Here is a 14847-nt window from a genome sequence, read left to right on the forward strand (position 1 = left end):
GCTTATGCAAAATCCTAAAACTTTCATTTGTATTTCGAATTATTTCAAAGGGGCCGATTTTTTAATTCATTTAAAAAGCCTTGGCAACAAAGTCTACCTCATAACCAGTGAAAAACTGAGAGATAAACCATGGCCACATGATTCTATAGATGAAACCTTTTACATGCAAGGTCAGGATATCGATTGGAATCTAGAGCATTTATTATTGGGTGTTGGGAACTTAATGAAGTCAAATCAAATTGATGCCATTGTAGCATTGGATGATTACGATGTAGAAAAAGCAACCTATCTGAGAGAGAATCTGCGTATTGATGGTATGGGACAAACTACGGGACGTTACTTTAGAGATAAGCTGGCGATGCGTATGAGAGCAAAAAGTTGTGGCATTTCCATTCCTGCTTTTTGTTCTTTATTTAATGATCACGATATTAATACTTTTGCCGATACTGTTTCTCCTCCATGGGTATTAAAACCAAGATCGGAAGCCTCAGCCAATGGTATCATAAAAGTACACGATAAGGAAACGCTGTGGATCCATATTAATGAAATGGGGAATAACCGTTTCAAATACTTATTGGAACAATTTAAACCTGGTGCTGTTTATCATTGTGATAGTTTAATTTCAGATCGTAAAGTCATTTTTAGTTTGACTTCAAAATATTTGGCCACTCCGATGGAAATATCACAGGGAGGAGGCGTTTTTCGAAGCTCAAACATCCCATACAACTCTGAAGATGACAAAGCCATAAAAAAGCTAAATGAGCAGGTCATGAAAGATTTCGGACTGAAACATGGTGCCGCACATACTGAATTTATAAAAAGTGATGAAGATGGAAGAATATATTTCCTAGAAACATCATCTCGAGTAGGCGGAGCGCATCTGGCAGAAATGGTGGAAGCAGCTTCCAACATTAATCTTTGGAAAGAATGGGCCGCCATTGAAGACGCATTGGTAAGAGAACAAAAATATAAGTTACCAAAAGTAAAAAAAGGATATGCTGGAATTGTATTGACTTTGTCTAAATATAAAAATCCTGATTTATCTTCTTTTTCTGATCCAGAAGTTTGCTTTATAGTACCTTTGGATTACCATGCCGGATTAGTGGTTCAGTCTGATAAAAGTGAAAGAGTTTTAGAGTTATTAAATGATTATGTAGACCGTTTAGTCGCTGATTTTACTGTGGTGGTAGCGCAAGAAAAAGTATCAAAACTACATTAGTAGCAATAGATTAGATTTAAAAATAGAGTTATATTAAAAGATTCCGCATTCATGAAAAATTTTTTTGTTGTTATTTGTTCCTTAGTATTTATTTCGAATAGTTCTAACGCCCAAGGTCTTTTAAGTAAGTCGGAAATGGTATTTACCAAACAAGACAGTCTAAGAGGAAGCATTACTAAAGAAAGAGCGTGGTGGGACGTGAAGTACTATCATCTGGACGTTAAAGTGAATCCAAAAGACAGCACTATAACGGGTTCTAACACCATTAAATATAAAGTAGTAGAAGAGTACAACCGCATGCAAATTGATTTGCAAAAGCCTTTAGAAATTTACAAAGTAATTCAGGATGGAGTTGAATTAAAATACAGCAGAGAAGGCAATGCCTTTTTTATTGAGTTGGTCGCGCTTCAAAAACCGGGTACCATTAAAGAACTTACCGTTTTCTATGGCGGAAGACCAAAAGTTGCCGTAAATCCGCCATGGGACGGAGGGATTACTTGGAAGAAAGACAGCAACGGTAACCCATTTATTGCGTCTTCCTGTCAAGGATTAGGTGCTAGCGTTTGGTGGCCCAATAAGGATCATATGTACGACGAGGTAGAAAGTATGCTAATCAGTGTAAATGTTCCTGGAAATCTGACTGATGTCTCTAATGGACGATTAGTTAGCGTAAAAGAACTAAAAGATGGAACTAGGACGTTTAACTGGTATGTATCAAATCCAATCAATAACTATGGTGTAAATATAAATATTGGGGACTACGTTTCGTTCTCAGAGAAATACAAAGGGGAAAAAGGAAATTTAGATTGTAGCTACTATGTCTTGAGAGATAATTTAGCAAAAGCTAAAGAACAATTTAAAGATGTTCCTCGTATGCTGAAAGCTTTTGAGCATTGGTTTGGACCTTATCCGTTTTATGAAGACAGTTACAAGCTAGTAGAAGCTCCTTATCTAGGAATGGAGCATCAAAGTTCAGTTACTTACGGGAATGGCTTCAAAAATGGATACAGAGGCAGGGATTTAAGCGGAACAGGCTGGGGTCTTAAATTTGATTTTATCATTATTCATGAATCTGGTCATGAATGGTTTGCCAATAACATTACAGATAAAGATATCGCAGACATGTGGATTCATGAGAGTTTTACCAACTACTCTGAGAGTCTTTTTGTGGAGTATTATTACGGAAAAGAGGCCGGTAATGAATACGTTCGAGGAATCCGAAAAAATATTCAAAACGATAAACCCATTATTGGTCATTATGGTGTAAATAGTGAAGGCTCGAGTGATATGTACTATAAAGGTGCTAATATGCTACATACTTTGCGTCAAATTGTAAACGACGATGAGAAATGGAGAACCATACTAAGGGGTTTGAATAGCACTTTTTATCATCAAACAGTGACTACAAAACAAATTGAGGATTACTTGAGTACAGCGGTTGGAATGGAATTAAACCCTTTCTTTAATCAGTACTTAAGAGACACTAGAATACCCACATTAGAATATTTCTTTAAGGACAAAACCCTCGGATTTCGATGGACTAACTGTGTTACGGGCTTCAATATGCCACTAAAAATTACCATTAACGGCGTAGAAAAATGGCTCAAACCAACGACAGAATGGAAAAATGATTCTAGTATAGTGGAAAATCCACAACTTAAAATTGATGCAAATTTTTATGTAGCGGAATTTGATATTACAGAATAAAAATAGTTAATTTTACACAGGCATATTAAGAGCCAATTGTCAAATTCCTTTTGTTTTATGAAAAATTCAATTACATTACTATCGTTATTTTTGTTCTTCAGTATTGCTGTTTGTGGTCAAAACAGCACGGAAAATATAGAAGAGTCATTGGATAGTATTGAAAATCCTGAAATGGCTGCTCAAATTAATCTTGATTCAATAGCACTTCCTAAATCAAGTGAAATGCTAAGCGAAGATACTTTCTGGACACTAATTGAAACCTCGCTCAAGGAAACTACAAATCAAGAAGATCAGGAAATTTTTCTGGTTTCGGCAATCGAAAAATTGACTCCGCAGGAAATGATAGGATTTCGTTTAAGAACTGACCAGCTCCTTTATGACAGCTACAATCCGGAATTATGGTGTGCAGCTTATATTGTAAGTGGTGGTTGCTCTGATGGTGGATTTGAATATTTTAGATGTTGGTTAATTTCTCAAGGTAAAGAGGTGTTTTATAAAGTAAAAGCGAATCCTGATACTTTAATTACTGAGGTAGTTGAAGGCAAGGAATCCTATGAATTTGAAGGTTTTTGGTATGTAGCGATGAATGCATTTAAAAACACTACGGGTGAAGATTTGTATTCTTATATTGACTATGATACTTTCTTAACCAATGACGAAAATTATCCATTACTAAAATTTAACTGGAATCCAGATGAACCTGAAACAATGGGGAAAGTTTGCCCGGTTTTATTTCAAAAACTATGGAAATAAAATAATTACTTTTGAAACAAACCGATCGTTCCACCAACCCAGTCTTTGTCTTTATTGAATTTAACCCCAATCATTTCACCACGGCTCAAGCGCACTAGGTTACATAATAGAGTAGGAGCGACATCTTCTTTTTTCCAAACGCAAAGTATACGAACTTCTGCTTTTACCTTACCGTCAGGCGACTGTACAATGGGAATGTAGTTAACCTTTTTTTGCAGAATGTAAAGTTCTTTTTCTACAACAGCTTCAATATCTTCTTTTTTTACATGAAAAATAACACCTGTTCCCGAAAAAGAAAATAAAGGTTTTAAGACGTAATTTTCTAAATCCTCAGGGATTTTAGTTAATTCACTTAACAATGTCGTTTCTATAAAATACTTACCTTTTAAAAAAGGCAGTATGAATTTACTGATTCTGAAAAACCAATTTGGATGTCCTGCCCATTCGACATCAAGATCATCTGAGAAACTGAAATCTAGTTTCAAATCTGTACGCAAATCAAGTTCATCAAAAATTACTCTGTTATAAATCCGCTTTATAAGCACTACCTCATTATTTTCATTTTTATAAAACAGCTGTCTACCTTTTTTGATTACTTCAGTTACACAAACAATCGGTATTCCGATATCTCTTTTACAATAGTAAAAATCAATTTTTGTGTTTTGCTTTTCGGGCTCTATTTCGAGTAAAACAACATTTTCCTTAAGGTGATGGTTACAAATTACTTCCTCAACAATCTTCAGGTACTCTTGTGAGTTGATGCCATTAAAGAATGGAGTCAGCTCGTTAAGAAAAGGGTACTGATTTACAAATTTATCATATAGATTAGTCTGATAATTATACAAGGAAGGAAATCCTTGTACTTCTATCAACTTCGGAATTACAGCTCCGTTCTCTTCGCAGATTCCAAAGTCAATAGCCAAAAAATTGGTGTGCTTATCTTCATTTGGCACTTTGATATTTAATTCTAATGCTTTATATGTTAACGCTTTAAAACCTTCTTCTTGAATTAAAGCTATAACTTCATTGCAACCCTCTATTAATTGTTCTTTCAGTTGGTTAGATATAAAAAAAGGAGTTTCCCCTATTCGAAAAGTAGGTTTATAATCAAAATCAGAGGCGATATCATCTTGTAATTGCTGATATTTTTTTTCTGTGAATTGCTCATTAAATAGTTTTCGATATTTTGAAATCATAACGTCTAGCTGAGATTAATTGGAAATCATCTTTTTTGTTTTCATCAGGTCATTTATCGCCGTGCGAAGAAAATTGGGAATCAAAGTTTCGTTTGTTCTGTAGATTTTATCATCATCCAATAAATCTTCCAGCATATTTCTAAACTTTCTTTTCCCTTTCATCGCTTTTATTTTTTCCTTGGCATCCTTATTTCTCAGGTGAGAAATAAAACTTATGGGATCTGCTTCGGGATGAAATTGAGTTCCCACAAAATAATCTGTGAATCGTACGGCCATTATTGCGCGTTCGTATTGCACATGATCTCTTATTTTTTCTAGGGAAATAATTTTAGCTCCTTTTTTCTTAAAAACACTTAATTTAGGTTGTACCACTTGGTAATCTCTGGAATCAATAGCATAGAAAGGATCGCTTAAACCCTCAAAAAGAGGATCAGTTTCACCTTCTTTCGTTTTATGAATTGTCATAACACCGAAGGAAGTATCATTCCTTTTAGTAATTTCTGCCAGACCAAAGTGCTTACACGCCATCTGAAAGGAATGACAGATGAATAGTACATGCTTTTTTACTGGGTTTTCCAGATTCCATTTCGTTAAGGCATCAATAAATGCATAGTATTTTGTATCCCAAGTGCCGTCACCAATTAAAGGATTTCCCGGCCCTCCAGTAGAGATATAAATGTCGTATTGCTCGATTTCGGGCAATTCGCATTTTCCCCTCACATCATATATTTTGAAGCTTACAATAGGGCTAAATCTGTTTATTATGTCAATTGTACAGCGCATTCCCTGATTAGGTACTCCGTCGTACATGTCTAAAAGGGCAATTGTTATTTTTTTCTTATTCATGGGGCAATCTTTAATTGTAGTAATATGCAAAGGTAATCTAATAATTTACAACCCTTTAGTGAATTCATCGGTTATAAAATCAACCACTTTTGTAATGTCATTTGTTTTCTCAAATACTGCCAATTGTTTTGCTGCTCCAGTTCCGTTTTTCAAAATCTGATGTACATAATTAATTTGTTCACGGCTTCCTAATTCATCTACAACATCATCCACAAAATCCAATAATTCAAGAATCAACACTCTTGTTTCTACCTCTTTCTGAAGTCCGAAATCAATCATATGTCCTTCGATTCCATAGCGAGAAGCACGGAATTTGTTTTCTTTTATTAGTGCCAGTCTGTAAATATTGAAACTCATATTTTGCATATTCAGTTTATATAATTTAGCCACAACAGCTTGTATTACAGCTACAATACACATAGTCTCTTCAACCGTTAAACTCATATCGCAAATGCGAAATTCAATTGTGTCGTAAAAGGGATGCAAACGTAAATCCCACCAAATTTTCTTTGGATTATCGATGCAATTAGTATTTACCAAGGTGTCAAGAAAATTATCATAAGATGCCACCGAATCAAAATATTCTGGCAATCCCGTTCTGGGAAATTTATCAAATACTTTTGTTCTAAAGGATTTGTATCCCGTTTGTCTGCCTTCCCAAAAAGGAGAATTGGTCGACAGCGCAAAAATATGAGGTAAAAAATAGCAGGCTTGATTCATTAATTTTAAGCCTATTTCACGATTTTCGATCCCAACATGACAATGCATTCCAAAAATTAAATTAGAACGTGCCGCATCCTGTAACTCATTCACAATGGTATGGTACCGCGGATCATCAGTAATGGGTTGGTCTTGCCATTTCGAAAAAGGATGTGTTCCAGCGCCACCCACAATTAATCCTTGCTTATCTGCTAGTTCAACAATTTTAGTTCGCAGGAATTTAATTTCTTTTTCGGCCTCATCAACATTCGTACAAATATTAGTACCCACTTCCACGACAGATTGATGCATTTCTGCCTTTACCTGTTCGTTCAATATAATCTTGGCTCCATCAACAATTTTCGACAAATGCGAGCGCAGGTCTCTTGTTTCAGGATCTATAATTTGATATTCTTCTTCAACACCAAGGGTAAAAGCGGGTAGTTTTTTCATTTTTATTTTTTTTTAGGAGCAATTTACTTCGCCAGTTCGCTTCGTTCGTGTCCAGCTATTCGATACAATCCACCTCGTTAAAAAACGAGATTAAATTTTCTCTGCTATCTGGGCTAGGCATTCCGGTTTCTCACAATTTTATTTGCCCGCAACCGCGTCTTTCATAAATGTTCCCCAAGTCAGATTCATTTTTCCTGGCTTTTGTTTTTTTGCAGCAGCAATAGCCATTTTAGCCGATTCTTCCACTACCCATTCAAAATTTTCTGCACCTACAGAAGTTAATTCAGCATCGGGTGCAGGATTACCAAAATCAATTGCATAAGGAATACCATCACGCACAGCAAACTCGACCGTATTGAAGTCATAGCCTAAACCTTTACATAGTTTCAACGTGTAGTCTTTTACGGTTGCCAGTAATTTTTTATCCACTGGTGGACCATCAATTACATAACGCAAATGAGGTGCGTTTCTTGGTTCGTATTGCATGATTCTAACCGCTTTACCGCCCAGACAATACACTCTAAAATATTCAGTAAAAACAATCTCTTCCTGAAGCATCATTACCAGCTGACCAGTTTCCTGATGTTTCTCCCAAAATTCCTCTTTGTTTTCAAGACGGTATACATTTTTCCATCCTCCACCAGAGTACGGTTTCATGTAAGCAGGGAATTTTATGTAATCAAATATTCCTTCCCAGTCCATTGGGTATTTTAAGTTTCTGAATGATTTTCCAGTCGTATCTGTTGGGTGTTCCGCAGAAGGTAGTAAAACTGTATTGGGTAACGGCACTCCAAGTGTATCTGCTAATGAGTTATTAAAAAATTTATCATCGGCACTCCACCAGAAAGGGTTGTTAATGACATTTGTACCCGTTAAAGCGGCATTTTTCAGATACGCACGATAGAAGGGAACATCTTGAGAAATGCGGTCGATAATGACTGCGTATTCTCCATCTTTATTTTGAACTACTTTATCGATCGAAACTGCTTCTGCAATAATTCCTTTTTCGTTTTTTGAATTAACACGGTCTATAAATGCTTGAGGATAGGTGTCTTCCATTCCAAATAAAATTCCAATTTTTTTCATTTTTTATCTATTTTACCTTATTAATATTTTTTTACGTTTAATTTCTCGTTCTAAAAAAACTTGATTTGGGTTAAGTAATGTGGAAACATTTCCTTCCATATCGGCCAGTCATGATTTCTGTCCTGACGAATATCAAGCCAGTGGTGTACGTTTCTTTGACTTAATACTTTGCTTAATTTCAGATTGGCATCAAAACAAATATCCCAATTAGAAGTACCCAGAACAATATCCATTTTCCATAATTCAGGATCTTCTAATCCATATAAGTAATCCTCAGGACTGTGATAAAAAACATCGTCGTTATGAAAACCATCCAGAAAGCTTTTTATATTAAAAGCACCACTCATAGAAAACATATGACTAACATAACCGGGATGTCTAAAAGCAAAATTGGCGGCATGATATCCTCCAAAACTGCAACCGGCAACGGCAACTTTCCCCGACGGTGTATTGTTTTTTACTTTTTCAACAATTTCATGGCAGATCATTTTGTCATAACGCACATGGTTTTCGATGCGATGAACAGGATGAATGTGTTTGTTATAAAAGCTGTCTTTATCAACACTATCTGGACAAAATATTTGTATTAATCCTTGCCTCCATATACCATTTAGCAGATTCTATCAAACCCATGTCTTTATTTTCATGATAACTTCCCATTGAAGTGGGAAATAGGATAACCGGGTATCCGGAATGCCCAAAAACTAACATCTCAATCTCCTTATTTAGGTTAGGAGAATACCACTTGAAATATTCCTCTTTCATATATTTTGCTTTTAACAATAATAACGAAAATATTCTTTCAAAGAGGAGAAAATACATAGCTAATCTCCTTTTTTACATTAAAAATAGTATGAATCCTTAAAGCATTAGATATTTTGATAATTATCGAGTTAAAGCTTGATATAAATGAGAATGTGAGAACAAATTCAATGACACTTCTACTTTAATTTACACTAAAAGGATGTCTAATTTCTATAAAATCAACCTTTTACAGCCTTTACTCCTTAGTGGAGACGGCTTCAAACAATTGAATCTGACTTTTTAATCTTTCAATTAACATATTCATCATTCTTTTGTTGAGATTTGAGGAATTCTTGATATAGAATAAGTATTCTTCTGTTGTGAATAAGCCGATTACCATTCCCTTTAATGTATTACGGTATTTTATGTCTTTTTGAACTGTATTTTCAATGCTAACCAGTTTCTTTTCGCTAGTTTGAGAATAAAAATCGCCCTTGTGTTTAGCCAAATAATTTCTAAAAGAAGCTATAAATAAATCATTTTGCAGCTTTAAAATTGGTCGAAGCACCTCGTTTTGGAACATTTCCTCGGATGAAGATTGTGTACTGACACTTCCTATTGTTACTCCACGGAATTCTACTAAAAAAACATCTCTTGGTTCCATTTTTTTTTCTTTAAAAATATAAAAAAATCAACGGAGATAGGTTACTTTAGCATTATTAAATAAAAAATATGCGATTTCACACTAGAAAATGGATAAAACCAGAAGACCTGAACCCAAATGGAACTTTATTTGGAGGGCAATTATTAGCTTGGATTGATGAAGAATTGGCTTTATATTCTATTATTCAATTAGAAAACCAAAGAGTAGTGACCAAATACATGTCGGAAATTAATTTTAGAAGCTCTGCAAAACAAGGAGATATTATCGAAATTGGTATTGATGTGGTGAAGTTTGGAACTACATCCCTTTCTCTAAAATGCGAGGTTCGAAATATGATGACCCGCGAAACCATTATTTCTATAGCCAATACGACTATGGTCAACTTAGGAGCAGATGGTAAACCTAAAGCGCACGGTAAAACAGAGATTGAATTTGTAAAAAACCGCCTTTAAAAGAAATTACTTAGAAAAACTATTGAGTATTTCCATTGCTTTATTAATATCTTTTTGGTCAACAAATATATGGTCATGATAGTAGCCGGCTACTACATTGCAACTGATCTCTTCTTGAGAAAGGGCATTCGAAAATGCGGCAGTTAAACCCACAGCCTCCAGCGAGGAATGAACCGTTAGCGTGATCCACGCCATAACAGAGGTATATTCGAGGTTTGAGGAATCAGCGCATTCTTTTTTAAGAATAATAGTAGTTGCTTCTTCTTCCTTGAAAAGCATAACAATGACATTCAAATCGATACTTTCAAGTGAATTAATAACACAAAAAACATAATCCCCTTCAATATGCTTGGGTTTCATTGTTTTTAGCAATGTTTCTAAGTCTTTTTCTCCAGCCATAGTGTTTTTATAAATTTGTTTTTCAATTCATAAGCTAGTCTAAATTCAGCATCATTTAGATAATAGAAGCTAAACAAATGATTACAACGTAGGTAATGTTATTATTTCAAGTAATACTTAATTAAAATAGTACGCAGATTTTTGCTAAAATCGGTTAGAAAATCTGCAAAATAGGCACAAAAATAAATTAATATTCCTGAACTTAATACTATCCTTTAATTTGAAGTTCTTTTTCGATCATCCGTTTCCAGAATAGCATATTCAAAATTATCAGACCAACCAGATTTCAATGGCAGTAGCTGTCTTCCTCGCCCTTCTCGTAACATTCCTGCCTTTTCAAGTACTTTAATAGAACCAATATTGTCTACGGCACAACCTGCCTGTATTCGATGCAATTTTAAATCCTCAAACCCAAAATCGAGAATACGGTTTAATGCTTCTGTTCCATATCCTTTTCCCCAATAATCTACATGTAATTTATACCAGACTTCTCCTCGTCGGTACTTCTTAGCTCCTAATTTAAGTCCAAACAAACCAATGAATTGATTAGTTGTACTTTCTTCTATTGCAAAAGTATAGATTTGAATATCTTCTTCCTGATTTGCTGCAATCCAAGGGGTGATTATGCTGCTGGTTTCGGCACTATTTTCAGGAATTCCTAACGCATTAAACTCATCGGTTTCTGGTAAAGAATGCAAAATATGAATTGCATCTAAATCACCATTGTCAATTAATCTCAGTTTTAATCGGAGACTAATGAGTTCCATTTTTTTTGGTAAAAGCATTAAGATAAAATTTTATTGAAGAAAATCATTATTAGAAGGCAATTCATATAACTCTAGTCCAAAGAAAGGTACCGATGCAATTATATGGTCAAAGATATCAGACATGATGTATTCATAATTTTGCCATTGTTTGTCACTTGTAAAAGCATACACTTCTAAAGGAACTCCCTGTGCGGTCGACTGCAATTGACGACAGAGTAGGAGTAGGTCTTTATTTATCGCCGGATGATTGTTCAGGTATTGCGTAATATATTTTCTAAACAGCCCTAAATTAGTAATATTTCGGCCATTTATAGCCAGCGATTTATCAATCGCATTATCGCTATTGTATTTATCGACTTCGGCCATTCTGGTGTCAATAAAGTCGCTAATAAGTGTGATTTTCTTCAGCTTTATCAACTCCTCGTTATTCAGGAAATGGATGCTACTCGTTTTAATAAGGATGTGTCTTTTTATACGTCGCCCATCAGAATGAAACATCCCGCGCCAGTTTTGAAAAGAATCTGAACTCAAGCTATACGTTGGAATAGTCGTAGTTGTATTGTCAAAATTTCGAACTTTTACCGTGGTCAGGTTGATTTCGATTACATCCCCGTCAGCACCAAATTTAGCCATGGTAATCCAGTCACCTATTCGAATCATATCGTTTATAGACACTTGGACACTAGCTACGAAACCTAAAATAATATCCCTAAAAATTAATATAATCAAAGCAGATACGGCCCCAAAAGTCGTTAAAAGCTCAGTATGACCTATTTCAAATACGCGTGATATGATGATGATGATCCCAACGATCCATAACATAATCATAATAACCTGAATGAAGCTATCGATGGGTTTATCGCTGTATCGGGGTTTTAGTTTTAGATAATCCCGTAAGGCATTAAAAATGGTACGAATAATCCAAAGTACTAAAATAACGATATAGATTCCTACTAATTTTCCAAAAACGCTTTCCCAATACTCATAACGCTCCAAAATGACAGGAACAGACTTATAAATGAATAGCAACGGAATTAAATGCGCAATGTATTTGGCTGTTTTGTTAGTTACCAATAAATCATCAAATTTCGTTTTGGTTTTTCGAGCTATAAAAATCATTATAGTCACCAGCAAAAGTCGGAAAACGACATAGATGCTGTAAGCCAAAATGCAGAGTAGTGCTATATTAAGAAATAGACTTAAATAGGACGCAAAACTGTATCCTAAACCCCATTTTCGGAATATTGGATAAAAAAAAGTGAATATTTTTATTATAAGTTTAAGCATTTACACAGTATTTCTTCTCTACATAAAAAGTACCAAATGGAATAAGAGAAGCTAATTGAATAAGAGAAAAAGTTTTAAAATCCCAATTTTGAGGTTTTCTTAATATAAAAGCTAATATTACATAGCCTATAAATAATACACCATGACTCATCCCTATAGGATAAAGTAAGGTTTTATAAAGATCAAAATTATTGGGTTTGATGAACAACATATTCGAGAATAAAACCAAATAAGAGATTCCTTCTAGAATCGCTACCACCTTAAAAATTTTGAGCATTTACTTTATTTTTAGTATTTATGGGCAAAATTAAGTAATTATGATTGAATTTATAGCTATTCCATCTTAAACTCTTTTACTTTTGTAACCTGAACTTTTTAAAATGAGCAAACGCGATTTAAAAAAATACCTGAACGAACTTACAAAAGAGCAACTTGAAGAGCAGATTCTCGAATTGTATGAAAAATTTAGTCCTGTAAAAGTGTATTATAATTTTGTGTTTAACCCAAAGGAAGAAACACTCCTGCAGGAATGTAAGCTTAAGATTTCTAATGAGTATTTTCCAATACAAACGGCTGCCAGGAAGCGTAAAAAACCAAAAATGCGTCGTTCTGTCGCCCAAAAGTACATTAAGCACTTTATCACTTTGGGCGTAGACCCGTTTGTAATAGCAGATGTGATGCTGTATAATATCGAAATCGCCCAAGCTTTCTCCTCCGAAAATACCATCAAACAAGAACTCTTTTTTAAAAGCATGTTCAATTCTTTTGAGCAGGCAGTGGTTTTTATGATTGCAAATGGGGTTCTTAACGAATTCAAATCTAGAATCAATGCGATTCATAAGGAAACGATTACACAAAAGTGGAAAAATGAGCCGGAATTTGACGCAATCATCGAGAGATTCGAGTATTAGTAAGCTCCCCATAACAGAAATTTCTTCAATCCCTCCCTATATTTTAAATTAAATATAACAGAATTACTGTTTTTTAGGCGTATTTTTGCAAAAACCCAACAAAATACAATGTTTGAAAATACTATAGAAATAGAAAAAGAAGACAGAAAAGAACTCTATGGATACCAAAAAGGAGATATTGATTCCATTTTTGAACGAATAGACAATGCACCAAAACAACATCACCTGTTGTATCAACTGCCTACCGGTGGTGGTAAAACGGTTGTATTCTCTGAAATCGTTCGACGCTATTTATCTAAAAGTAACAATAAAGTAGTTGTTTTAACACACAGAATTGAGCTGTGTAAACAAACTTCTAAGATGTTAAAAGGTTTTGGCGTAAAAAACAAAATTATCAATAGTAAGGTAAAAGACCTTCCAGACCAAAACGAATATTCTTGTTTTGTGGCCATGGTAGAAACGCTGAAAAACCGTATCAATGATGAAAAACTTCATTTAGATAATGTAGGACTAGTAATTATCGATGAGGCGCATTACAACTCATTTAGAAAATTATTGAGTTCTTTTACTAATGCATTTATCCTGGGAGTTACAGCAACCCCTTTGAGCTCAAATATTAAACTGCCAATGCACGAAAGCTACGATGAATTAATCGTAGGGGATACCATCAATTCATTGATTGAAAATGGTTTCTTGGCAAAAGCAATAACATACAGTTATGATGTAGGACTTACGTCGTTGAAAGTCGGAATTAACGGAGATTACACCGTGAAATCATCTGATGATTTGTATACTAATATGGCAATGCAAGAGAAATTACTGCATGCTTATACAGAGAAATCTTTAGGTAAAAAGACCCTGATTTTCAATAACGGAATCAATACGTCTCTATACGTTTATGAAACGTTTAGAGAAGCAGGTTATCCTATCCGTCATCTTGACAATACCAGCAGCGCTGAGGAACGTAAAGATATCCTACAGTGGTTCAAGAAAACACCAGATGCGATTTTGACTTCGGTTGGAATCCTTACCACTGGTTTTGATGAGCCGACCGTGGAAACTATCATCCTGAACAGAGCAACAAAATCGTTGACATTATATTACCAAATGATTGGTCGTGGATCTAGAAAACTGCCTAACAAGGATATGTTTACCGTGATCGATTTAGGAAATAATGCAGCCCGTTTTGGTTTGTGGAGTGAGCCTGTGAACTGGCAGCATATCTTTAAATCACCAGAGTTTTATCTAGAAAATTTACGAGATGATACGGAGATAGAATTGTATTTCAAATACTCAATGCCACCAGAATTACGTGCTAAATTCAGTAAAACAGCCGAGGTAGGGTTTGATGTCGATGAAGAGCACAAACTTATCATTGCCCAAAACTTGCGTTCAAAAGTAGTTTTAGACAAATCGCTAGAGCAGCATTCTTCGATGTGTGTAGATAATACTGAAACATTGCAAGAAGCAAAATCATTGTCACGCGAACTGGACGACGATATTGACTGCCGTATCAAACGCTATTCTAAATGTTTGAGTCAGTGTAGTAAAAACTACCGCGAATGGCTGGTTGATGATTACAAATTAAAAATGACATTAATGATCGGGAAGAAGTATCGTGAGAAAATCATGAACGAACCTGATGAAGATTAATATAAGGAGCT

At 34.8% G+C, this 14847-nt stretch carries 17 protein-coding genes; 6 read left to right on the top strand and 11 right to left on the bottom strand.

The window, feature by feature from the left end:
• Nucleotides 1-4 precede the first annotated feature (4 nt).
• Genes QO200_RS16175 through QO200_RS16185 form a run of 3 tightly spaced genes read left to right on the top strand, consistent with a single transcriptional unit; the run spans nucleotide 5 to nucleotide 3679 of the window.
• Complete coding sequence (locus tag QO200_RS16175) at nucleotides 5-1219, top strand: acetyl-CoA carboxylase biotin carboxylase subunit family protein (RefSeq protein WP_371542124.1); 1215 nt, start codon at nucleotides 5-7, stop codon at nucleotides 1217-1219.
• Between the two features lie 51 nt (nucleotides 1220-1270).
• On the top strand, nucleotides 1271-2926 hold the full coding sequence (locus tag QO200_RS16180; RefSeq protein WP_371542127.1) for a M1 family metallopeptidase: 1656 nt from the start codon (nucleotides 1271-1273) through the stop codon (nucleotides 2924-2926).
• Nucleotides 2927-2983: 57 nt separating this feature from the next.
• Complete coding sequence (locus QO200_RS16185) at nucleotides 2984-3679, top strand: DUF4240 domain-containing protein (protein ID WP_371542129.1); 696 nt, start codon at nucleotides 2984-2986, stop codon at nucleotides 3677-3679.
• Nucleotides 3680-3684: 5 nt separating this feature from the next.
• On the opposite strand, the gene QO200_RS16190 is transcribed toward QO200_RS16185, so the two are convergent.
• The 7 genes from QO200_RS16190 to QO200_RS16220 all read right to left on the bottom strand — a co-directional run bounded on the left by QO200_RS16190 (nucleotide 3685) and on the right by QO200_RS16220 (nucleotide 9367).
• On the bottom strand, nucleotides 3685-4875 hold the full coding sequence (locus QO200_RS16190; RefSeq protein WP_371542130.1) for a hypothetical protein: 1191 nt from the start codon (nucleotides 4873-4875) through the stop codon (nucleotides 3685-3687).
• A 15-nt stretch (nucleotides 4876-4890) separates the two neighbouring features.
• Nucleotides 4891-5721 carry a type 1 glutamine amidotransferase gene (locus QO200_RS16195; RefSeq protein ID WP_371542133.1) on the bottom strand — a complete coding sequence of 277 codons (831 nt, stop codon included), beginning with the start codon at nucleotides 5719-5721 and terminating at the stop codon, nucleotides 4891-4893.
• 45 nt (nucleotides 5722-5766) lie between these two features.
• Complete coding sequence (locus tag QO200_RS16200; RefSeq protein WP_371542136.1) at nucleotides 5767-6873, bottom strand: carboxylate-amine ligase; 1107 nt, start codon at nucleotides 6871-6873, stop codon at nucleotides 5767-5769.
• 138 nt (nucleotides 6874-7011) lie between these two features.
• Nucleotides 7012-7959 carry a RimK family alpha-L-glutamate ligase gene (locus QO200_RS16205; RefSeq protein WP_371542139.1) on the bottom strand — a complete coding sequence of 316 codons (948 nt, stop codon included), beginning with the start codon at nucleotides 7957-7959 and terminating at the stop codon, nucleotides 7012-7014.
• A gap of 50 nt (nucleotides 7960-8009) precedes the next feature.
• A complete protein-coding gene (locus tag QO200_RS16210; RefSeq protein ID WP_371542141.1) occupies nucleotides 8010-8447 on the bottom strand; it encodes an alpha/beta fold hydrolase in 438 nt (145 codons plus the stop codon).
• 76 nt (nucleotides 8448-8523) lie between these two features.
• Nucleotides 8524-8781: a hypothetical protein gene (locus QO200_RS16215; RefSeq protein WP_371542144.1), complete on the bottom strand. Its 258-nt coding sequence runs from the start codon at nucleotides 8779-8781 to the stop codon at nucleotides 8524-8526.
• A 178-nt stretch (nucleotides 8782-8959) separates the two neighbouring features.
• Nucleotides 8960-9367: a glyoxalase gene (locus QO200_RS16220; RefSeq protein WP_371542146.1), complete on the bottom strand. Its 408-nt coding sequence runs from the start codon at nucleotides 9365-9367 to the stop codon at nucleotides 8960-8962.
• A gap of 68 nt (nucleotides 9368-9435) precedes the next feature.
• Here QO200_RS16220 and QO200_RS16225 point away from each other — a divergent pair, with 68 nt between their 5' ends.
• Complete coding sequence (locus tag QO200_RS16225; protein ID WP_371542148.1) at nucleotides 9436-9819, top strand: acyl-CoA thioesterase; 384 nt, start codon at nucleotides 9436-9438, stop codon at nucleotides 9817-9819.
• Between the two features lie 6 nt (nucleotides 9820-9825).
• Here the strand turns inward: QO200_RS16225 and QO200_RS16230 are convergent, their stop codons facing one another.
• The 4 genes from QO200_RS16230 to QO200_RS16245 all read right to left on the bottom strand — a co-directional run bounded on the left by QO200_RS16230 (nucleotide 9826) and on the right by QO200_RS16245 (nucleotide 12549).
• The gene (locus QO200_RS16230; protein ID WP_371542151.1) at nucleotides 9826-10218 is read right to left on the bottom strand and encodes an ACT domain-containing protein; all 393 of its coding nucleotides are present in this window, start codon (nucleotides 10216-10218) and stop codon (nucleotides 9826-9828) included.
• A 215-nt stretch (nucleotides 10219-10433) separates the two neighbouring features.
• The gene (locus tag QO200_RS16235) at nucleotides 10434-10985 is read right to left on the bottom strand and encodes a GNAT family N-acetyltransferase (RefSeq protein WP_371542154.1); all 552 of its coding nucleotides are present in this window, start codon (nucleotides 10983-10985) and stop codon (nucleotides 10434-10436) included.
• Between the two features lie 30 nt (nucleotides 10986-11015).
• Nucleotides 11016-12272 carry a mechanosensitive ion channel family protein gene (locus tag QO200_RS16240; RefSeq protein ID WP_371542156.1) on the bottom strand — a complete coding sequence of 419 codons (1257 nt, stop codon included), beginning with the start codon at nucleotides 12270-12272 and terminating at the stop codon, nucleotides 11016-11018.
• Nucleotides 12265-12549 (bottom strand): DUF3817 domain-containing protein, encoded by a 285-nt coding sequence (locus tag QO200_RS16245; RefSeq protein ID WP_371542159.1) that lies wholly within the window; start codon nucleotides 12547-12549, stop codon nucleotides 12265-12267. Before QO200_RS16245 ends, QO200_RS16240 begins: the two co-directional genes overlap by 8 nt.
• Before the next feature lie 103 nt (nucleotides 12550-12652).
• Here QO200_RS16245 and QO200_RS16250 point away from each other — a divergent pair, with 103 nt between their 5' ends.
• Together QO200_RS16250 and QO200_RS16255 are read left to right on the top strand one after the other, a co-directional pair.
• Nucleotides 12653-13183: a DUF6155 family protein gene (locus QO200_RS16250; protein WP_371542162.1), complete on the top strand. Its 531-nt coding sequence runs from the start codon at nucleotides 12653-12655 to the stop codon at nucleotides 13181-13183.
• Between the two features lie 108 nt (nucleotides 13184-13291).
• Nucleotides 13292-14836 carry a DEAD/DEAH box helicase gene (locus tag QO200_RS16255; protein WP_371542165.1) on the top strand — a complete coding sequence of 515 codons (1545 nt, stop codon included), beginning with the start codon at nucleotides 13292-13294 and terminating at the stop codon, nucleotides 14834-14836.
• Nucleotides 14837-14847 lie beyond the last annotated feature (11 nt).

It is taken from the genome of Flavobacterium sp. Arc3 (genome assembly GCF_041431375.1).
Taxonomy (GTDB): Bacteria; Bacteroidota; Bacteroidia; order Flavobacteriales; family Flavobacteriaceae; genus Flavobacterium.